This is a genomic window from Vibrio sp. QJM3NY_35, from assembly GCF_057785915.1.
On sequence record NZ_CM173507.1, the window covers coordinates 2,519,189 to 2,537,711 of the forward strand.

The 18,523-nt window shown below is 43.8% G+C and carries 21 protein-coding genes; 9 read left to right on the plus strand and 12 right to left on the minus strand.

The window, feature by feature from the left end; all coding sequences use genetic code 11:
• Positions 1 to 44: 44 nt before the first annotated feature.
• The gene (gene htpG, locus AC3CH3_RS11225) at positions 45 to 1,949 is read right to left on the minus strand and encodes a molecular chaperone HtpG (RefSeq protein ID WP_065675881.1); all 1,905 of its coding nucleotides are present in this window, start codon (positions 1,947 to 1,949) and stop codon (positions 45 to 47) included.
• 271 nt (positions 1,950 to 2,220) lie between these two features.
• On the opposite strand from htpG, the gene AC3CH3_RS11230 reads away from it, so the two are divergent.
• The 3 genes from AC3CH3_RS11230 to AC3CH3_RS11240 all read left to right on the plus strand — a co-directional run bounded on the left by AC3CH3_RS11230 (position 2,221) and on the right by AC3CH3_RS11240 (position 4,105).
• Positions 2,221 to 3,132 carry a transcriptional regulator gene (locus AC3CH3_RS11230; protein ID WP_019820239.1) on the plus strand — a complete coding sequence of 304 codons (912 nt, stop codon included), beginning with the start codon at positions 2,221 to 2,223 and terminating at the stop codon, positions 3,130 to 3,132.
• A 1-nt stretch (position 3,133) separates the two neighbouring features.
• Positions 3,134 to 3,649 (plus strand): regulatory protein ToxS, encoded by a 516-nt coding sequence (locus AC3CH3_RS11235; RefSeq protein WP_017063402.1) that lies wholly within the window; start codon positions 3,134 to 3,136, stop codon positions 3,647 to 3,649.
• A 135-nt stretch (positions 3,650 to 3,784) separates the two neighbouring features.
• The gene (locus AC3CH3_RS11240; RefSeq protein ID WP_019820237.1) at positions 3,785 to 4,105 is read left to right on the plus strand and encodes an Rdx family protein; all 321 of its coding nucleotides are present in this window, start codon (positions 3,785 to 3,787) and stop codon (positions 4,103 to 4,105) included.
• 30 nt (positions 4,106 to 4,135) lie between these two features.
• Here the strand turns inward: AC3CH3_RS11240 and yfcE are convergent, their stop codons facing one another.
• From yfcE to AC3CH3_RS11265, 5 genes are read right to left on the minus strand one after another with little or no spacing between them, the layout of a single operon-like run.
• Positions 4,136 to 4,681, minus strand: coding sequence for a phosphodiesterase (gene yfcE, locus AC3CH3_RS11245; protein WP_488537168.1), 546 nt, complete (start codon positions 4,679 to 4,681; stop codon positions 4,136 to 4,138).
• A gap of 47 nt (positions 4,682 to 4,728) precedes the next feature.
• Positions 4,729 to 5,136, minus strand: a complete 408-nt coding sequence (locus AC3CH3_RS11250) for a CBS domain-containing protein (RefSeq protein ID WP_019820235.1) — start codon at positions 5,134 to 5,136, stop codon at positions 4,729 to 4,731.
• The gene (locus AC3CH3_RS11255) at positions 5,133 to 5,483 is read right to left on the minus strand and encodes a P-II family nitrogen regulator (protein WP_019820233.1); all 351 of its coding nucleotides are present in this window, start codon (positions 5,481 to 5,483) and stop codon (positions 5,133 to 5,135) included. Before AC3CH3_RS11255 ends, AC3CH3_RS11250 begins: the two co-directional genes overlap by 4 nt.
• Complete coding sequence (locus AC3CH3_RS11260) at positions 5,473 to 6,267, minus strand: DUF1538 domain-containing protein (RefSeq protein ID WP_488537169.1); 795 nt, start codon at positions 6,265 to 6,267, stop codon at positions 5,473 to 5,475. Before AC3CH3_RS11260 ends, AC3CH3_RS11255 begins: the two co-directional genes overlap by 11 nt.
• On the minus strand, positions 6,264 to 6,998 hold the full coding sequence (locus AC3CH3_RS11265) for a DUF1538 domain-containing protein (RefSeq protein WP_019820230.1): 735 nt from the start codon (positions 6,996 to 6,998) through the stop codon (positions 6,264 to 6,266). The genes AC3CH3_RS11260 and AC3CH3_RS11265 overlap by 4 nt, the downstream gene beginning before the upstream one ends.
• A gap of 289 nt (positions 6,999 to 7,287) precedes the next feature.
• Here AC3CH3_RS11265 and AC3CH3_RS11270 point away from each other — a divergent pair, with 289 nt between their 5' ends.
• The 5 genes from AC3CH3_RS11270 (at position 7,288) to AC3CH3_RS11290 (ending at position 11,921) form a co-directional block, all read left to right on the plus strand.
• The gene (locus AC3CH3_RS11270; protein ID WP_488537170.1) at positions 7,288 to 8,202 is read left to right on the plus strand and encodes a TIGR01777 family oxidoreductase; all 915 of its coding nucleotides are present in this window, start codon (positions 7,288 to 7,290) and stop codon (positions 8,200 to 8,202) included.
• 43 nt (positions 8,203 to 8,245) lie between these two features.
• Positions 8,246 to 9,073: an SDR family oxidoreductase gene (locus AC3CH3_RS11275; RefSeq protein ID WP_488537171.1), complete on the plus strand. Its 828-nt coding sequence runs from the start codon at positions 8,246 to 8,248 to the stop codon at positions 9,071 to 9,073.
• 396 nt (positions 9,074 to 9,469) lie between these two features.
• Positions 9,470 to 10,324: a co-chaperone YbbN gene (locus tag AC3CH3_RS11280; RefSeq protein WP_488537172.1), complete on the plus strand. Its 855-nt coding sequence runs from the start codon at positions 9,470 to 9,472 to the stop codon at positions 10,322 to 10,324.
• Positions 10,325 to 10,532: 208 nt separating this feature from the next.
• On the plus strand, positions 10,533 to 11,462 hold the full coding sequence (locus tag AC3CH3_RS11285) for an SPFH domain-containing protein (protein WP_076654819.1): 930 nt from the start codon (positions 10,533 to 10,535) through the stop codon (positions 11,460 to 11,462).
• 3 nt (positions 11,463 to 11,465) lie between these two features.
• Positions 11,466 to 11,921 carry an NfeD family protein gene (locus AC3CH3_RS11290; protein WP_019820219.1) on the plus strand — a complete coding sequence of 152 codons (456 nt, stop codon included), beginning with the start codon at positions 11,466 to 11,468 and terminating at the stop codon, positions 11,919 to 11,921.
• 36 nt (positions 11,922 to 11,957) lie between these two features.
• Here AC3CH3_RS11290 and cueR read toward each other — a convergent pair whose 3' ends face one another.
• Positions 11,958 to 12,353: a Cu(I)-responsive transcriptional regulator gene (cueR, locus tag AC3CH3_RS11295; RefSeq protein ID WP_019820217.1), complete on the minus strand. Its 396-nt coding sequence runs from the start codon at positions 12,351 to 12,353 to the stop codon at positions 11,958 to 11,960.
• A gap of 351 nt (positions 12,354 to 12,704) precedes the next feature.
• Here cueR and AC3CH3_RS11300 point away from each other — a divergent pair, with 351 nt between their 5' ends.
• The gene (locus tag AC3CH3_RS11300; RefSeq protein ID WP_019821234.1) at positions 12,705 to 12,881 is read left to right on the plus strand and encodes a hypothetical protein; all 177 of its coding nucleotides are present in this window, start codon (positions 12,705 to 12,707) and stop codon (positions 12,879 to 12,881) included.
• Between the two features lie 36 nt (positions 12,882 to 12,917).
• Here the strand turns inward: AC3CH3_RS11300 and AC3CH3_RS11305 are convergent, their stop codons facing one another.
• The 5 genes from AC3CH3_RS11305 to zipA all read right to left on the minus strand — a co-directional run bounded on the left by AC3CH3_RS11305 (position 12,918) and on the right by zipA (position 18,421).
• Positions 12,918 to 13,283 (minus strand): DUF2799 domain-containing protein, encoded by a 366-nt coding sequence (locus AC3CH3_RS11305; RefSeq protein WP_488537173.1) that lies wholly within the window; start codon positions 13,281 to 13,283, stop codon positions 12,918 to 12,920.
• Between the two features lie 63 nt (positions 13,284 to 13,346).
• Positions 13,347 to 14,747, minus strand: coding sequence for a multidrug transporter (locus AC3CH3_RS11310; RefSeq protein WP_488537174.1), 1,401 nt, complete (start codon positions 14,745 to 14,747; stop codon positions 13,347 to 13,349).
• Positions 14,728 to 14,883, minus strand: a complete 156-nt coding sequence (locus tag AC3CH3_RS11315; protein WP_017093856.1) for a hypothetical protein — start codon at positions 14,881 to 14,883, stop codon at positions 14,728 to 14,730. The genes AC3CH3_RS11310 and AC3CH3_RS11315 overlap by 20 nt, the downstream gene beginning before the upstream one ends.
• A gap of 389 nt (positions 14,884 to 15,272) precedes the next feature.
• Positions 15,273 to 17,285: an NAD-dependent DNA ligase LigA gene (gene ligA / locus AC3CH3_RS11320; protein ID WP_488537175.1), complete on the minus strand. Its 2,013-nt coding sequence runs from the start codon at positions 17,283 to 17,285 to the stop codon at positions 15,273 to 15,275.
• Positions 17,286 to 17,377: 92 nt separating this feature from the next.
• Positions 17,378 to 18,421 carry a cell division protein ZipA gene (zipA, locus tag AC3CH3_RS11325; RefSeq protein ID WP_488537176.1) on the minus strand — a complete coding sequence of 348 codons (1,044 nt, stop codon included), beginning with the start codon at positions 18,419 to 18,421 and terminating at the stop codon, positions 17,378 to 17,380.
• Between the last annotated feature and the right edge of the window lie 102 nt (positions 18,422 to 18,523).

Genomic DNA, 18,523 nt, shown 5'->3' on the forward strand with positions numbered 1-18,523 from the left:
CGAGCTTTTTATTACAATTGTTGGCTTAACCTAAAGTCGAAAGACTAACGCTTTGTTAGTAGCTCGTTGATTGCACCCAAGAATTGTGACGGATCTTCCATTGAGCCTTTTTCAGCTAGCATAGCCTGGCCCAGGAGTAACTCAACCCAACGGCCGAACGCTTGCTCATCGGCTTCATCAGCCATCTGTTTCACAAGTGCGTGCTCAGGGTTAATCTCAAAGATGTACTTAACTTCCGGTGCCGCTTGACCCGCAGCTTCAAGAAGCTTAGCCATTTGCGTGCCCATTTCGAAGTCGTCAGTCACGACAACCGCAGGTGTTGTTGCTAGCTTGAAGGTCGTACGAACTTCTTTAACACGACCACCTAGGTAAGATTGAGTACGCTCAACAACAGATTTGAACTCTTCTTCTGTCTCTTTTTGCTTCTCTTTCTCTTCTTCACCTTCAAACTTGCTTAAGTCTAAGCCCGCTTTCGTGATCGATTGGAATTGCTTACCATCAAAATCAGTTAGGTAGTTCATTACGTACTCATCAATGCGATCATACATTAGAACCACTTCAATACCTTTTGCTTTGAACTGCTCCAAGTGCGGGCTGTTCTTAGCTGCTGCGTAGCTATCTGCTGTTAGGTAATAGATCTTATCTTGGCCTTCTTTCATGCGCTCAACGTAAGATTCTAGGCTGATAGTTTGCTCAGCAGAATCGACTTCCGTTGATGAGAAACGAAGTAGACCCGCGATCTTCTCTTTGTTCGCCATGTCTTCAGCTGGGCCTTCTTTCATTACTAGGCCAAACTCTTTCCAAAACTCTAAGTACTTGTCGTTGTCATTCTTCGCCATGCGTTCAAGCATAGTCAGCACACGCTTAGTACATGCGCCACGAAGAGACTGAGTCACCTTGTTATCTTGCAGGATTTCACGCGACACGTTCAAAGGCAGATCGTTTGAATCAATCAAGCCACGAACGAAACGCATGTAAGATGGCATGAACTGTTCAGCATCGTCCATGATGAATACACGCTGTACATAAAGCTTTAAGCCACTCTTATGGTCACGGTTCATCATGTCCCAAGGTGCTTTCGCTGGGATGTAAAGCAGGCTTGTGTAGTCGTTCTTACCTTCAACCTTGTTGTGGCTCCACGTCAGTGGATCCGCAAAGTCGTGAGATACGTGCTTGTAGAACTCTTGATATTCTTCTTTCTCGATATCAGATTTGTTACGAGTCCAAAGCGCTTGCGCCTTGTTAATCTGTTCCCAATGCTTCTCTTCGGTGTCTTTACCTTCGTCATCTTTTACTGCTGTGAAGATAGAAACAGGGATACCGATGTGATCAGAGTACTTACCAATCACTTCACGCAGGCGCCATTCGTTTAGGAACTCTTTACCGTCTTCACGCATATGCAAAATGATGTCAGTACCGCGAGATTCTTTAGTGATGTCTTCGATGGTGTAATCGCCTTCACCAGCAGAGTGCCATTGAACGGCTTCATTGTTTGCTAGGCCAGCGGCACGAGTGCGAACCGTTACCGCGTCTGCAACGATGAATGCTGAGTAGAAACCAACACCAAATTGACCAATCAATTGAGAGTCTTTGCTTTGGTCTTCAGATAGCTTTGAGAAAAAGTCTGCAGTGCCTGATTTAGCAATCGTACCTAAATGCTCAATAACGTTGTCACGGCTCATGCCTATACCGTTATCAGAAATCGTTAAGGTATTTGCTTCAGCGTTGAATGAAAGTTTTACACCTAAATCAGCATCGCCTTGGTAAAGGTCACCATTAGATAGGGCTTGAAAACGAAGCTTGTCAGCCGCGTCAGATGCGTTAGAGATCAGCTCACGTAGGAAGATTTCTTTATTTGAATACAGTGAGTGAATCATTAGATGAAGTAGTTGTTTTACTTCAGATTGAAAGCCACGAGTCTCTTTATTTTGCGTTGCCGTTTCGCTCATTTTTACTCCAAAACATCTATACTTTATGTTGAATAATCATAGGGGCGTAACACTTGATGCCACTCTTCTGTTCATTAACATGAGGATGACAAATGTAAATTCAAGGTCAAAAATCATAAAAACACTGTTTTTTTTATCTGTTTTTATTATCCTTGAGCCTGATAAATATAAAAGAACATAAAATAAGCCATGATTTGGTGAAGAATTAACGGAACTTCACCTGAGATTTGTCTATTTCGCCCCCCAAAACAATCCAAAATAGAAGAATTCAATGAGTAATATCGGCACAAAGTTTATTCTCGCACAACGGTTCGTATTCGACCCAAACAGCAATTCACTTGTCGATCAAATGAGCGACGGTGAAGTCGTACGTCTTGGTAGCAATGAAAGCCGCATTCTCTTGATGCTGTCAGAAAGGCCTAATGAAGTTATCACTCGTAATGAATTGCATGAGTATGTTTGGCGAGACCAAGGCTTTGAGGTTGATGACTCAAGCTTAACGCAAGCCGTATCGACTCTGAGAAAGATGCTCAAAGACTCGACTAAATCTCCTGAATTCGTAAAGACAGTACCGAAGCGCGGTTACCAATTTATTGCGACCGTTGAGCGCTCTGCGCCACTGTCATCAAATGATCAGCCAGTAGCCGCTGAAATTGCAGAAAATGACGTTGAACCTATCCTAACGTTTGCGACGCCTGCAGCGACTGAACAAGCAATCACTGACACATTTGAACCTGAGCCAATTACAAAAGTTCAACAAACTAAAGTGGCAGTAGAACCAGCAACCGCTCCTGTTGTAGCTCCGGCTAAAAGCACCAATAAATGGTTAACATTTTGGTTACTGCTTGCCGCTTTCATCATGCCGATTCTCGTTTTAACGTTTACTACCCCGGTGGAGTCCGAGTTCACGGTTTTGACTGAAGTGGATGGTGTAAAGGTTCAATCACCGGTTAACCACCCAGACCTCAGCAGTTGGCTGCCAGCAATAGAAAAGTGTGTATTAAGTTACAACACGAATCACACTGGTGTGTTAAAGCCGGCTGAAGTGATCGCTACAGGAGGACAAACCAATAACCTTGCCCTCAACTACATTCACCCGCAAGATTACTCGAGCGAAAATGTAACCCTAAGAATTTACGCAAACCAGTCGGATGTAAACGACATTTGTAACGGTGGTAAGTAACATGAAATTAAAAGTATCGATTATCTTACTGGTTCTATCGGCATTTTTGAGTGGTTGGCTATATTGGAGCAGCAATGCAAAAGTAGAGCGCTTGCTCACTCAGCATGAATGGCAGTCGAGAATGGTGACGCTGATTAGCGATAACAAGCAAGCTGACTCAATCGGCCCACTTCGTAGAGTTGAACTATCATCGAATGCGAAATACCTACCAAATGGTACATATTTAAGAATGTCAGTGGTTAGACTTTACGGTAATCAAACTGAGCCTGCGAATGTCATCAACATCTCTGAAACGGGTCAGTGGGATATTAACGATAACTACTTACTGGTTTCGCCAACGGAGTTTAAAGATGTGACTTCGGCTCAGCGCCAAGACTTTTCAGAAGAACAGCTAGAGCTGATCACTCAAGTCATTAAGATGGACGCAGAGCAAAGCCGCCGCATTGACATCGTTAACCCGAAGGCACTGCTACTGACTAGCTTAAATCATGGTTCTACCGTATTGTTTTCAAACTAAGATTGGATCGCTATTTACTGTTTATGAATAGCTGAATACCATGAAACGGTAAACCAATAGAAAAAAGGGGCATGAAGCCCCTTTTTTGTCAGCCGTTGGTATCAAATTACGGATGTAGCATTTTAAGGATTAACCATGAAAACGGAACAACCCAATCTGGCGCCAGCGAAAGAAACAGCAGCAAAAGCCACAATCGCCATACACTATTGCCGTCAATGCAATTGGATGCTTCGCTCTAGTTGGTTATGCCAAGAGCTACTGCATACCTTCAGCGAAGAAATTGAACAAGTGAGCTTACACCCAGACACCGGAGGCAGGTTCGAAATCTTTTGTAATGGTGTGCAGATTTGGGAAAGAAAAGCGGATGGAGGTTTTCCAGAGGCGAAGGTTCTGAAGCAAAGAGTACGAAACATCATTGCTCCAGACAGAGATCTCGGCCACGTAGACTCAAAGTAGACCTTTTCTAACGTCGCCAATTACGTTTATTTAAAGCTGACCACTCACTAGAACATCACCTTCAAGGCTGATGACTGTGAAGGTATTGTTTTCATAAATACCGTAACTTGCTGCGTACCCTTCTCGGGGGAATGTCACCGAGCTAGGGTTAAAGATAAAGATGTCATCTTGGTATTCAGCGACCGGAATATGGGTATGACCATGTGTAATAATATCGCCTGCTTTCAGCGCAGGGCGCTTATTGGTGTTGTACAAATGACCATGAGTTAGAAAGATGCGTTGACCTGATTCTAATAATACCCACGAGTAATCCATCATCATTGGAAAAGACAGCAGCATCTGATCCACTTCGCTGTCGCAGTTACCACGAACGGCAATGATCTCTTGAGAAAACGCATTCAACTTATCTGCAACCGCTGGCGGATTGTATCCCTCAGGGATCGGGTTTCTTGGGCCATGATTCAGAATGTCACCCAATAGAACTAAATATTGCGCGCCAGACGCTTGGTAGAGTTCTAATACCTTTTCTGTTGCTGGTAGCGAACCGTGTAGGTCTGAAGCAAAAAATAATTTCACACGTACTTCTCCATAAAATTTGTGAGCCTATTGTACGTATCTAAATACTACACGTCATCTCTCGCCATACCGTTGATCACGATATTATTGTAACTAACCATACCGACTATCTTGTTGTCACGAATGACTGGCGCACGACTGATACCAAAGCGCTCAAACAAACGAGCACAGTATTTAACGTTCATCTCAGCAGACACACTTAGCGCTGGTTTAGTCATGATCTCATAAACATTGGTCCGTTTTGGAGAGCGGTTTTTAGCCAGTACTTTTTTGGCAATATCATTCATCAATACGATGCCGTACTCGTCACCTTCATGGCGCTTGTCGACAATGATGGCTTTCACTTTATGCTTCTTCGCCATCTCTATCGCTTCCAACACCGTGGTTAGCCCATCGATGATCACATAGGTATTGGCCATGACATCGCCTACTCGGATTTTTTCACTGACACTCATAACTCGTCCTCCACAACCTTGGTTAATGTCTCGACTTGATGCGCGACTCCGACTGCATCTTCGACATCGATCTGCACTGCAATACCTTGTCCTGACTCTTGATCAAACTCTCCGACTTCACCAATAGTTTCAAGAATATGCCTAGCTAGATGCTCCTCAACTACAAACAGCAACACATCTTTTTGCACCTCTAACGTTAGGCCAAAAAATGTGGTTTTTTGGTTTAAACCTTGCCCTCTGGCGTTGTTAATCACTGTTGCTCCGGTCGCACCCGCATCACGCGCGGCATCGAGCACAGTGTCGGTCTTGCTCTCTTCTACAAACGCTAAGATAAGTTTAAAGCGCATCTTTGCTCTCCTTAGAGGTGTGTAAACGGTTTAACCATTGTGTTATCTGGGCATAGCCCATCACTGAAATGATGGGAAATAAGCTGGCAAAAGCGATCAATCCAAAGCCATCAATGACAGGGTTTCGTCCTGGTACGGTTGAGGCGAGCCCAAGCCCAAGAGCTGTCACTAAGGGGACTGTCACCGTAGATGTTGTTACGCCGCCAGAATCGTAGGCCAATGGAATAATAAGTTTTGGGGCATAAAAGGTTTGAATGACTACGACGACATAACCAAAAATGATGTAGTAGTGGATCGGGTCACCTGCAACGATACGGTAGCTACCCAGTGAAATGCCAATCGCAACGCCCAATGCCACGGCGATCCTCAGCCCATTAACACTGATACTGCCACCGGAAACTTGGTTTGCCTTGATCGCAACGGCAATCAAAGAGGGCTCGGCTATCGTGGTGCTGAAGCCGATACAAAACGCGAATAGGTAGACCCAATAATAATCAAACCAAACTAATGCAAGACCAGAACTGATTTTAAACTCAGTCAAAAAGCTGGGTTCGGTGAGCTGCATTGCCATTGTCTCCCCCAAAGGAAACAACGCGAGTTCCAACCCCATCAAAAATAGAGATAAACCTAGGATGACGTAAAAGAAACCGACTAGCACTTTAGCTAGGTTATTGACTGGCTTACGCAATACCGCCAACTGAAAACCAAAGATGATGACCGCAATCGGGATCACATCCATTACAGTGCCCAGAAAGGTGTCGATAAATTGCTGAATACTGATCATGTCACCACCATTCCGTACACCATGACAAACATCATCGGTAACAAAGAAGCAAATGCGATCAACCCAAAGCCATCTATCATCGGATTGCGCCCTTTAATGGCAGAGGCTAACCCCACCCCCAATGCCGTCACTAACGGAACGGTGATCGTCGATGTTGTCACTCCACCAGAGTCATACGCAATCCCAATAATGTTTTCCGGAGCAAATGCAGTAAGCACCACCACGCCAATGTATCCACCGATGATCATGTATTGAATTGGCCAACCTTTTAAGATTCTCAGCACACCGAGTAAAATAGCAATGCCAACCGACAATGCCACTGTGAATCGCAGACCATCGGCATACTGCTCCATTTCATCTAACGTGTTGGGAATTACTCCTCCCTCGGCTGCCACTTCTGCCGCTTCGGCTGCAACGGCTGTTAACGCTGGTTCTGCTATGGTGGTACCGAAACCTAAACAAAAAGCGAAGATCAATAACCAGAACACACTCCCCTTCCTGGCAAATGCTTGAGCCATCGATTCACCAATAGGAAATAAGCCCATTTCAAGACCAAAGATAAAGAAAGTGAGTCCAAAAACCACCAGCACTAAACCGGTTAGAATGGATAAAAGGTGAGGAAGCGGCTCTTGTAACACAGCAAGCTGGAAGAAAGCGATAACTGCCACGATTGGCAATAGATCCCTTAGGCTACCTAACATGGATCGAAACAAAGCAAGTACCGCCGTCATCGTCATTCCTTGTCGCTGATTATGAGTAAGTAATAATCATGGCAAATCCTTATCATTGCTAATGTGACAAATATTACGCAGTTGGTAACATATCCAAGTAAAGTGCATAAGTGTGATAAGGGTACACATCCTGAATTGCTGAATTTAATTTCACTCCTTCGTCAATTGAAAAAGGCGTAATTTAGGCATCACACGATTGAAACCTTATGATCGTTATAGTGATTTTTTCGTATTGATTGGCGACTAAAAACAAGCCATGTCTATAATTATGTTTAATAGGGAGATTGATATGAAGATATTGTTAACTGGCGGTACTGGATTTATTGGCTCTGAATTGGTCAAGAGTTGGAACACTGACGACGTGACATTGCTGACGCGGAGTCCTGATAAAGCAAAGCAAAACCTAAATCACCTCAACCAGAACAACCTTCATTACATTCAATCCCTTGATGAGCTCAGTGATCTCAATGACTTTGATGTGGTGGTCAACCTCGCGGGTGAACCGATTGCCGATAAGCGTTGGAGTACAGAGCAAAAAGAGAGGATCTGTAACAGCCGCTGGCAGATCACTGAAAAGCTGGTCGAATTAATTCATGACAGTAGCAACCCGCCACACGCTTTTATTAGCGGTTCAGCCGTGGGTTACTATGGCGATCAACAGCAGCACCCGTTTGACGAGTCACTGCAAGTAGAAGATGAAAGCTTCCCTCATAAAGTCTGTGCCCACTGGGAAGAGATAGCCAAGCGAGCACAATCAGAAAGCACACGCGTGATACTACTGCGAACAGGGGTTGTACTCGGCGAGAATGGCGGCGCGCTCAAGAAGATGTTATTGCCTTACAAACTCGGCGTCGGTGGTCCACTAGGTTCAGGTGAGCAGTACATGCCATGGATTCACATGCTAGATATGGTGAGAGCCATCAATCACTTGTTGTCGATTCCTCACGCTCAAGGGGAATTCAATATGTGTGCCCCTCACCCTGTGACCAACAAACTGTTCAGCAGCACGTTAGCTAAACAATTAGGCCGACCGCATTTCTTATTCACGCCGAAATGGGCAATGTCGATTCTCATGGGGGAATCATCTTGTTTGCTATTTGACAGCATTCGCTCCAAGCCGAAGAAACTCACAGAGATGGGATTCATCTTTAGTTACTCAAGAATCGAGCCGGCACTAAAAAACTTGTTACAACATCAAGACTAATTCTTTACCCTAGAGCGATAGAGACTCTAATAAAGGATTAAGTGTGAACAAGTCGATTCTTATTACCGGTTGCTCAACAGGTATTGGTTATACATGTGCTCATGCACTTCAAAAGCGTGGTTTTCATGTCATTGCATCTTGTCGCGATCCACAAGATGTTCAACGCCTTCAAGATGAAGGGCTCACCTGTATTCAATTAGATCTTTCTGACCAAGAAAGTATTGAGCATGGCGCTAAGCTTGCTATCGATCTCGCACCCAATGGATTGTATGGATTATTCAACAATGGCGCTTACGGTCAAGCAGGCGCGCTAGAAGACTTACCGACTCAAGGGCTCAGAGAACAATTCGAAACCAACTTCTTCGGTTGGCATCACCTCGTCTGTCAGATCCTTCCGCACATGCGCGAACGTGGCGAAGGTCGAATCGTACAAAACAGTTCCGTATTAGGTTTTGCAGCCATGAAATATCGCGGGGCTTATAATGCATCCAAATTCGCTATTGAAGGCTGGACGGATACCTTGCGATTAGAATTGCATGGCAGTGGTATTCAGATCTCCTTACTGCAACCGGGGCCAATTGAAACTCAATTTAGAACCAATGCTCTGAAAGCGTTCAATAAATGGATCAACATTTCTGGCAGCGCGCACCAAAACGCTTACCAACAACAAAAAGCTCGACTCGAAAAAGAATCATCGAATAACGCTTTTGTTCTGCCTCCAGAAAGTTGTATTGAGCCAGTCTTTCATGCACTTACGGCCGATAAACCCAAGCTGAGATACCGAGTTACGACCCCGACTAAAGTGTTCGCGGTATTGAAAAGGATTCTGCCGAGTCGTTTGCTAGACCCTATTCTGAGAAAAGCTGCATAAATTACTAACTTTGAATGCAGAGTCGCAAACTTTAATGTAACGATGTAATTTTTCCGTAACATTAAGATGTCATGATTACCCTATCCCATCAATTATTCCCAATTGATGGTTCTACTTTGGAAACCTCATGACTTTAAATCGCCTTAATTGGGTAGGTGTGGGTCTGGCTATTACGTTGTTTATTCTGTTTTGAGTATCTCACGCAACGCCTCACTGACTACCTCGATGATAACGCTATGCCTTCGATGTTGAGATAACAACTCCATCAACATTGAAGCATAGCGTTTTTTTATTTTTGGCTCTTTTTATCCTAGATACCCCAGTTAGATCTTGAAGTTACTGACTAATCCCCCCATATTTGCAACGTATCCACAAAACAAACCTCAAGGAACGTAAATGCAATCTCCGCATATTGTTGAACTTAATGAGCAGAACTTTCGTCAAGTATTAGAAGGTTCGATGCAGACCCCTGTACTCATCCATTTTTGGGCACCAATGAGCCAAGAGAGCGCCCAAGTCATTCCAGAACTTCAAACGTTAACTCAGCAATACAACGGTACCTTCACCTTAGCCCTGCTAAATTGCGAACAAGAGCAAGCTATTGCTAGCCAGTTTGGGGTTCAAGCACTGCCAACTATTGCACTGTTTGTTAATGGTCAACCGGTCGATGGGCTCGGTGGCCCTCAAAGCATAGAAGCTATTGTCGATATGCTAAGCAAGCACCTACCTAGCCAAGATGAACTTGCTTTGCGTCAAGCTCTTGAGCAAATGCAGGCTGGTGAGCACGCACAGGCGTTAGCCGTAATGCAGCAACTTCCAGCAGAACTAACGAATAAAGGTGAAGTAAAACTGGCGATCGCAGAGTGTTTGTTGGAAACGCAACAATTTGATCTTGCTGAAGCTCAGCTAGCAACCATCCCTCTTGAGTACCAAGACAATTATTACAAAGGCTTAGTCGCGAAACTTGAGCTTCACAAGCAGGCAGCCGATAGCCCAGAAATTCAAGCATTAGAAGCGACTCTTCAGAAAAATCCGAGCGACGCTAAAACCGCATCTGAACTAGCACTGCAATACCACCAAGTGAACCGTAGCGAAGAAGCAATGGATCTACTTTGGTCTTTCCTAGCCAAAGATCTTAATGCTCTAGATGGCGACATGAAAAAAGAGTTCATGGACATATTGAGTGCGTTAGGACAAGGTAACGCAGTTGCCAGCAAGTACCGTCGTCAACTTTACTCTCTGCTTTACTAGTCAGGCTCTACAACAGTTAAGTCTTAGGTAAGCTATCAAATCTAAATTCAACAAAGCCACCTATTAGGTTTTTGAATGTAAAACTCATAATGGGCCATAAAATCAATGTTTTATGGCCCATTTCTCATTTATAAATTTGCCCCGCCTTTAAATATGCGCCAGTATGAGTAATAAACATTCAATAACCTAAACTTGCAAAGGACTTTGTATGCCTATTGATACCTTGATTACTATTGGCGTCTTTACTGTCGTCGCACTGCTATTTATCTTCGCTGGCGTAAAAACCGTCCCACAAGGCAACAACTGGACCGTTGAACGCTTCGGACGATACACACATACTCTCAAACCGGGTCTTAACTTAATCATTCCATTTATTGATAAAGTTGGACAGCGCATCAGCATGATGGAGCGTGTTCTCGACATCCCAGCTCAAGAAGTCATCTCCAAAGACAACGCGAACGTCGTTATTGATGCGGTGTGTTTTGTTCAGGTTATCGATGCCCCTAAAGCCGCCTATGAAGTGAACGACCTTGAACATGCGATCCGTAACTTAACCCTCACCAATATCCGTACTGTACTGGGCTCGATGGAACTGGATGAGATGCTTAGCCAGCGTGATATGATCAATACTAAGCTCCTAAATATCGTTGATGAAGCAACTAACCCGTGGGGCGTGAAGGTTACACGAATCGAAATCAAAGATGTGCAGCCACCAGCAGACCTTACTGCTGCGATGAATGCCCAGATGAAAGCCGAGCGTAATAAACGTGCTGATATCCTAGAAGCAGAAGGCGTTCGACAAGCAGAGATCCTAAAAGCGGAAGGCCACAAGCAGTCAGAGATCCTGAAAGCGGAAGGTGAAAAACAAGCCGCAATACTTCAAGCAGAAGCTCGTGAGCGTGCTGCAGAAGCAGAAGCTAAAGCAACAGAAATGGTATCGACGGCGATTGCTCAAGGCGACATGCAAGCTGTAAATTACTTTATTGCACAAGGCTACACCGACGCACTGAAATCAATTGGTCAAGCTGAAAACGGCAAGATCATCATGCTACCACTTGAAGCAACAGGTCTAATGGGTTCTGTGGCTGGTATTGCAGAGATGTTTGCACATAAGAATGACAAAGGTAGTAAGGACTAACTTATGGTCGAATTACTAGAACAAGTAAACCACTGGCACTGGCTGGCATTTGGTCTAGCACTGTTAGCGCTTGAGCTAATTGGGACCGCTGGTTACTTTTTGTGGATAGGCATATCTGCCATGCTGGTCGGTGCCCTATTAGGCGCATTACCAATCGGTTGGCAGATGCAATGGCTGTCCTTTGCTAGCTTCTCTCTTATTACCACTTGGTTGTGGTGGAGAAGACAACTGTCTAATGACAAGCAGTCAGATGCAGGGCGAGAGTTAAACCAAAGAGAAAAACAACTGGTAGGTCAAACAACTCGAATCGATACTGTCATTAAAAAAGGCAAGTGTCGTATCCGTTTAGGTGATACTACTTGGTCAGCTGTTAGTAATCACGACTTAGAAGCAGGCACAGAGGTGATCGTCACTGCTGTAGATGGCATAGTATTAACGATTACTCCAACTGAAGAGTAATACAGGCATTCCTTATCAGAGCCATAAGTAGCCCACTTATGGCTTTTTCTCTACAAGTGAATCAATGATCGGGCAATGGCTATTTGAGTCACCTGGACATTGTTCAACCCACTCTTTCAATGTCTTTTGAATTGCCAAAAGACCTTCAATTTTTTTGTTTACTTCTTCCAATTTACTAAGCGCTTTCGCTTTAACGTCGGCACTTTCGCGACAAGGATTGTCTGCTAATTCAACAAGCGCACGGCACTCATCGAGTGAAAAACCCGCACTTCTCGCTTTCGCAACTATACCAAGCTCTTTAATCTGCTTCTTGTCGTAGCTTCTATAACCATTTTCCGAGCGTAAAGGGGCTGTAATAACCCCCTTGTCTTCATAAAGACGAATAGACTTCGTTGATAAATTAGTAAGTTTAGCGGCTTCACTTATGTTCATGATATTACTCTAATAAGCTGATGTATCTTTGGCATTAATTGCCTTTGAGATGCTAACAAATAGTACACCTAGAACACCCCAATGCATAATAAATATAATTTAAGAAAATAAAGTCTGCCACTTATAACTGTTTTACCTTAAATAATATAAATAACCTGCATTTATAGATACTTATCACAACCAAAAATCAATAAGTTACTGATTGATATATTTAAATTAGCTATTGTTATTTTTTATTGAAAATTTTTATATAACTTTGACCTTTCATCAACCATATACATAATTGAGTATTAAGCATGACATTTGAATGCTGTTTATTTTATTTTTTGGTAAGTATGAAGGATGGAAAATATGAAACTTGTAACTTTAGCACTAGCTTCAGTGTTTATTTTTTCAGCTCCAGTCTCTATTGCACAAAACAACGCAGGAAAAGTATTTGGTGCAGGTGTCCAGTGCACATTCAGTGACGGAGCGATTAAGCAACTGCCCCGTGAACTGTGCAAAGCGTATGGTGGAAAACATCAATAATGACAATGGGTAGGTTTAAGTTAATCGTTTCTAAGCCTACCTAAACTTATAGAAATCAGCACCAATAAATGCGTCCCAGCCTCTTTGCCACTCTGCTTTGATCATCACCTCCTGAGGCATATCGGCACATTGATCTGTGTACCTTGTTCCTTTGATGCCTTTTTCAAATGCTTTGTAGGGATCACAGAACTCTAATTTTCCTTTTTCATAACCGGCAAGATAAGCAGGCTCATCAAACTCCACCTTTTCTTTAATATCAGCCAATGAGTCATTATCGATCACGTAGCCACGGGATCCAAAACGCTCCCCCTGACCATACCAAAACTCAGATGCTGTTTTCGGTGAAGAAGTACATGCTGCCAAACTGAAAGCAATTAATGTTACCGGAATAATACGTGTCATAAATATCTCCTAAAAAGCAAAAAAGCTGGGCAAATGCCCAGCTTTTTCTATTTCTTATCTAACTTACTTAACTCCGAAAGGAATTGTTAGTGCTAGTTTGAAATCAGTCTCGTCTTGGAAGGCGTTAGAGTAACCAGTCCAGTTTGGCGCATCTGAATCATTAAAGAAGTTAGTGTAGTAGAAGCTGATATTAGCGTCTTTCAAGGCACCAGCTTGAATCGCGTAGTTTGCGAAGAAGCTGTATGCATATTCTACTAGCTCATCGTAACCATCTGCTTTCGCACCCGCACCGTAAGCACCACTTACACCAGCGCTGAAGCCTGTACCACCAACATCAGAGAAATCACGAGTTGAAGATAAGAAGAAAGCATATTCGCCATCGTGGTTAAAGTCAGAACGGTTGTTCCACCAGATATCGTAAGCACCGTTCGAACCACCGTACTGCTCGGTTAGACGGTAAGACATATTACCTACGTTACCACGTGTATCTTCAGAGTCTGCAGATGTATATGTCGCTTCAGCACGGAAGCTGTATTGACCAAAAGATTTAGCCGTCAATAAAGCAGCTTGGAAAGCCGTGCTATCAAATTGGTTGTCGTCATCTACTACATATAGTTGTGGTGACCAGAATAGACCGCCATCAGTTGTGCCTTTAACTTTAGCATGGAAATTTTTACGGTCACCATCAGTCAAACCACCGTAACCAACATCAAGGCCAATGCCATTGCTTAGAGTATAACGAGCACCTACCGAGTATACATCGCCAACATCTTTACCTGGGCTACCCCAGAAAGAGCCATCACGGAACTCGTAAGTTTCTTTAAACCAAGGAGCTTTATACTGGTCTGCATAAACGAAACCAACAGAAAGGTCACCAAAGTTACCACCGATCTCACCACCACGGTACGTACCAGGAGCAAATGACCAGTTAACACCTAAAGAACTAGGTACAGACGGTTGGAAGTAACCAAGTTGTGCATTGATATTCTCACCAAACTTGAACTTCAATGCTGCTTTTGCGAAAGAAACACCATTGTCTGTTTGGTAAGAATCACAACCTGTACTTGCACCGTATGCAGAATCACAGTCAAAGAAGTTCATCTCATGCTCAAATGAACCGCCAGTTTCTTCACCAGCCCACATATCAAATGTGCTGTATACCACTGCGTCAAAACCAACAACATCCGCGACATAACCTGAATGGAAACCTAAGTTAGCAAAGATAGAGCCGTGATCTAAGTTTGTTGTCTTAGCAGTGTCGTTGCCGTTTGCATCTACGTCACCACGGTCACGAGCACGCATGAAAAAGTTTAGGTTACCGCTAATAGTCGACTCAGAGAAGAACTCTGACGCCTGACTTGCATACTCAGGACCGATTGGATCTTCAGCCATAGCTGGAGCAGCAGACAGTGCACCTACCATTGCTGCTGTAATCGCAGATACTTTAAAAAATTTGTTTTCCATGGAATAAAACTCCTAAAAATGGATATAGCTGTTTGAATATTTCCCGCCTAAAGTTGGCCGCCGTAGAGAGAAATACCTTTTCTTGTTTGAGAACCCTAAACTCTGAATTCTCTATTTCCTTTCTGGTTATGCACATCGTGTGCATCCATGGCATTAAGACTAACTTCGCCCTCAAAAAGATCAATGAGAACTTAATTTTCATCTAAAAAAATATGAGTTGGTGCAAATTTAGTAGGTACTTAGTGATCCAGATCGACAAATTGTAAAGTTTGCGATAAAAAACAACAAAACCGATAAAAAACAAACAGTTAAACAACCTAACCCTTTGCAAAAATAGAAGTGACTCGCATTTTTGATACAACTACAACGGTATTTCATTAATGTTGAACGGCGTCACTGTCCTGATTTTAGAGTTCGTATAGGAACAAAATTCTCAACAATTAAAAAGGTGTCACTTTTAGACCAGAAACAAAAAAGGCACTCCCTTGAAAGGAGTGCCCTTGAGCTTTTTTTATCTGAATTTACTTACGAAATAAGGGCAATTAGATCTTCTTCTGTTCTTATTTCGATACCTAAATCTTGTGCTTTAGTTAATTTAGAACCAGCAGCTTCACCAGCAAATAAGATATCCGTTTTCTTCGATACGCTACCCGTCACTTTCGCACCTAATGCTTGTAACGCCGCTTTCGCTTCACTTCGACCTAATTGTGAGAATGAACCGGTTAACACCACGACTTTGCCTTCTAATGGTAACTCTTGGTCATCGGCAACATCTCCGATGATTGGCCAATTCACACCAAGCTCTATTAGCTGATCAACGACGGCTCTGTTTTTCTCTTGTGAGAAGAAAGCAGTAATATGACTCGCAACGATGTCACCAATATCTGACACTTCAACCAGTTGTTCATGGGTTGCTGCTTGCACCAATTCCAACGTCTTAAAGTATTGCGCTAAGTTCATGGCTGTCGCTTCACCGACTTCACGAATACCTAGTGAATATAGGAAACGCGCTAATGTCGTGTCTTTGGCTTTATTCAGCGCGCTCACCACGTTTTGCCCTGATTTAGGCCCCATTCTGTCAAGGACAGTAATCACGCCAGCACTAAGCTTAAACAAGTCGGCAGGCGTTTCGACCATTTCGCGATCAACAAGCTGCTCAATTACTTTCACGCCCAATCCATCAACGTCTAGCGCCTTTCTAGAAACAAAGTGCTTGAGTGCTTCTTTACGCTGCGCCTGGCACACTAAACCGCCCGTACAACGCGCCACAGCCTCACCTTCTACACGCTCAACTGCTGAGTTACATACAGGGCATGAATCAGGGAAAACAATGTCTTTCGCCGCCTCAGGGCGGCGATCTTGTACAACAGCGACAATTTGCGGAATAACATCACCTGCACGGCGAATAATAACGCTGTCGCCAACCTTCACGCCTAAACGAGCAATCTCATCAGCGTTGTGTAACGTTGCATTACTGACTGTTACACCACCAACGAAGATAGGTTCCAGTTTAGCTACTGGTGTAATTGCGCCTGTGCGGCCCACCTGAAACTCAACGTCATTGAGCAGAGTGATCTCTTCTTGCGCTGGGAATTTGTAAGCAATCGCCCAGCGTGGCGCTCGAGCAACAAAGCCAAGCACTTCTTGTGCGGCAATATCGTCGACTTTGATAACCACGCCATCAATCTCGTAAGCCAGAGCATCGCGACGGGTCATGATATCTTGATAATACGCTTTCACATCCTCAAGAGAGCTAAGTTGCTTAGTCTCAGGACACATTGGCAACCCCCAGCCTTTCAGCTGTAAGAAGCGTTGATAGTGACTGTTAGAGAGTTCAGCGCCTTGTACAACACCGACACTGTATGCGTAGAAAGCTAGAGGACGTTTCGCTGTAATACGAGAATCAAGCTGACGTAAGCTACCGGCAGCCGCATTACGTGGGTTAACAAAGACTTTCTCGCCTTTCTTCAACGCCATCTCATTCAACTTATCGAAACCCGCTTTTGGCATAAACACTTCGCCACGAACTTCAATACGCTCTGGCCAGCCTTCACCTTGTAATTTAAGTGGGATAGAGCTGATAGTACGCACATTTTCTGTGATGTTTTCACCAGTCGCACCATCACCACGCGTCGCTGCCTGCACTAAGGTGCCATTTACATACAGTAGACTCACAGCTAAACCATCAAGTTTAGGTTCACAACAGAAAGTCTTGAGGTTGGCAGTTGGCACTCTATCCGACATTCGTTTATTAAACGCATCTAAATCTTCATCAGAGAAAGCATTGTCCAGAGAAAGCATTGGGATCTCATGAGTCACTTGAGTGAAACCATCTAGCGGCTGCCCACCAACGCGCTGGCTCGGAGAATCTACCGTTACGAGCTCTGGGTTCTCTTCTTCGATCTTTAGCAATTGCTGCATTAATCGATCGTACTCGACATCAGGGATCTCAGGGCTATCTTCTACGTAATAACGAACGGCGTGATAGTGCAGAGTTTCTCTTAACTGCTCTAAGGTAACTTGAATCGATTCTTTCATATCATTCTCTGTCGTGATTGAAATATCAAAAAGGGCTCCCTTAGGAGCCCTTTTCTATAAATATAGATTATTTACAAGGCTAAACAATACGGCTAAGCATTCGTAGCCGTCATAAAGTCTCTGATTTGCTTGCGGTAGTCAGACAAACGATTTGGCGTCATTAAGTTACGTGACTCATCCAATACGTTTCCGCCCATATCGTCGGCAATTTTCTGCGCTGCACTCAACATCACATTGAAGTTTTGATCAGCTTGACCGTAACAAGGTAGCGTCATAAAGAATGAAATACCTTTGGTCGTAAAGTCAGCAGGATCATCATGCTCAAGAGTACCAGGCTGCATCATGTTCGCGACGCTGAAGATAACTTTTGACTCATCAGCTGATTGTGCAAAGCAGTGGTAGATAGACATCTCACCATAAGTTAGGCCGTTGTTTTCCATGCTGCGGAAAAGTTCAGTTCCAACGAACGGGATCTCTCCGGCACAGTGAACATTAAGAACGATGACGTCTAAGCCAAGTTCTTCATCAGGCTTCGCTTCTTCGACAGGTGCGCTTTGCGGAGTAACCACTTCTTTCGCAACAGCTGGCTCTCTTTGCGTGAACGTTTCGTTTGGAACTATTGGCTCATCAACCGCCTCAGAAGATTCTTCAAACGAACCGTACTGCTCTTTAAAGCCAGCATGGTTTTCTTTTTGTTCGTCAGTCAACTCAAAGCTTGGAACTTCAGGCTCAACAACCTTCTCTTCCTCAATCACTTCAGGTTCACTTTCAACCTTAATTGGGTCTTCTACGCTGAAAGAAGGAAGATCATTCAATTCGATATCATCTTCGTAAACTTCTTTCGCTTGTGGCGCTGTTAGCGGATCTGAGTCTATCAGCGGATCAGTCGCAGATGGCGAAACCGCAAAGTCCGGCTCTTTACGTTCTTTTCGGATTATCTCAAAATCATCTTCTGGGGCGAATGAACGGTTTGGAACAGTTTCTGCGTCATCTAAGCTTTCGTTATCAAGCTTACCGAGCGGCTTGTCTCCAAACTTTGCTTTCCCTTCTTTTTTACTCGTCCATAGACCATGGAACAATAATGCGGCGATAGCTAATGCGCCAACAATAATGAGTACAAATCGCAATTCCTGCATTTTTCGCTCTCAGCTTTCTTAGTCGACTAGCTATAAACACGCTGTCACTAAGTTGGGTTAATTTGGCTAATCTCACTACTCTATCAAAAGTAGCCACTGTTT

Coding starts and splice junctions, on each gene's coding strand:
- htpG (WP_065675881.1), bottom strand. CDS start 1,949: ATGAGCGAAACGGCAACGCAAAATAAAGAGACTCGTGGCTTTCAATCT.
- AC3CH3_RS11230 (WP_019820239.1), top strand. CDS start 2,221: ATGAGTAATATCGGCACAAAGTTTATTCTCGCACAACGGTTCGTATTC.
- AC3CH3_RS11235 (WP_017063402.1), top strand. CDS start 3,134: ATGAAATTAAAAGTATCGATTATCTTACTGGTTCTATCGGCATTTTTG.
- AC3CH3_RS11240 (WP_019820237.1), top strand. CDS start 3,785: ATGAAAACGGAACAACCCAATCTGGCGCCAGCGAAAGAAACAGCAGCA.
- AC3CH3_RS11250 (WP_019820235.1), bottom strand. CDS start 5,136: ATGAGTGTCAGTGAAAAAATCCGAGTAGGCGATGTCATGGCCAATACC.
- AC3CH3_RS11255 (WP_019820233.1), bottom strand. CDS start 5,483: ATGCGCTTTAAACTTATCTTAGCGTTTGTAGAAGAGAGCAAGACCGAC.
- AC3CH3_RS11260 (WP_488537169.1), bottom strand. CDS start 6,267: ATGATCAGTATTCAGCAATTTATCGACACCTTTCTGGGCACTGTAATG.
- AC3CH3_RS11265 (WP_019820230.1), bottom strand. CDS start 6,998: ATGACGGCGGTACTTGCTTTGTTTCGATCCATGTTAGGTAGCCTAAGG.
- AC3CH3_RS11270 (WP_488537170.1), top strand. CDS start 7,288: ATGAAGATATTGTTAACTGGCGGTACTGGATTTATTGGCTCTGAATTG.
- AC3CH3_RS11280 (WP_488537172.1), top strand. CDS start 9,470: ATGCAATCTCCGCATATTGTTGAACTTAATGAGCAGAACTTTCGTCAA.
- AC3CH3_RS11285 (WP_076654819.1), top strand. CDS start 10,533: ATGCCTATTGATACCTTGATTACTATTGGCGTCTTTACTGTCGTCGCA.
- AC3CH3_RS11290 (WP_019820219.1), top strand. CDS start 11,466: ATGGTCGAATTACTAGAACAAGTAAACCACTGGCACTGGCTGGCATTT.
- cueR (WP_019820217.1), bottom strand. CDS start 12,353: ATGAACATAAGTGAAGCCGCTAAACTTACTAATTTATCAACGAAGTCT.
- AC3CH3_RS11300 (WP_019821234.1), top strand. CDS start 12,705: ATGAAACTTGTAACTTTAGCACTAGCTTCAGTGTTTATTTTTTCAGCT.
- AC3CH3_RS11305 (WP_488537173.1), bottom strand. CDS start 13,283: ATGACACGTATTATTCCGGTAACATTAATTGCTTTCAGTTTGGCAGCA.
- AC3CH3_RS11310 (WP_488537174.1), bottom strand. CDS start 14,747: ATGGAAAACAAATTTTTTAAAGTATCTGCGATTACAGCAGCAATGGTA.
- AC3CH3_RS11315 (WP_017093856.1), bottom strand. CDS start 14,883: ATGTGCATAACCAGAAAGGAAATAGAGAATTCAGAGTTTAGGGTTCTC.
- ligA (WP_488537175.1), bottom strand. CDS start 17,285: ATGAAAGAATCGATTCAAGTTACCTTAGAGCAGTTAAGAGAAACTCTG.
- zipA (WP_488537176.1), bottom strand. CDS start 18,421: ATGCAGGAATTGCGATTTGTACTCATTATTGTTGGCGCATTAGCTATC.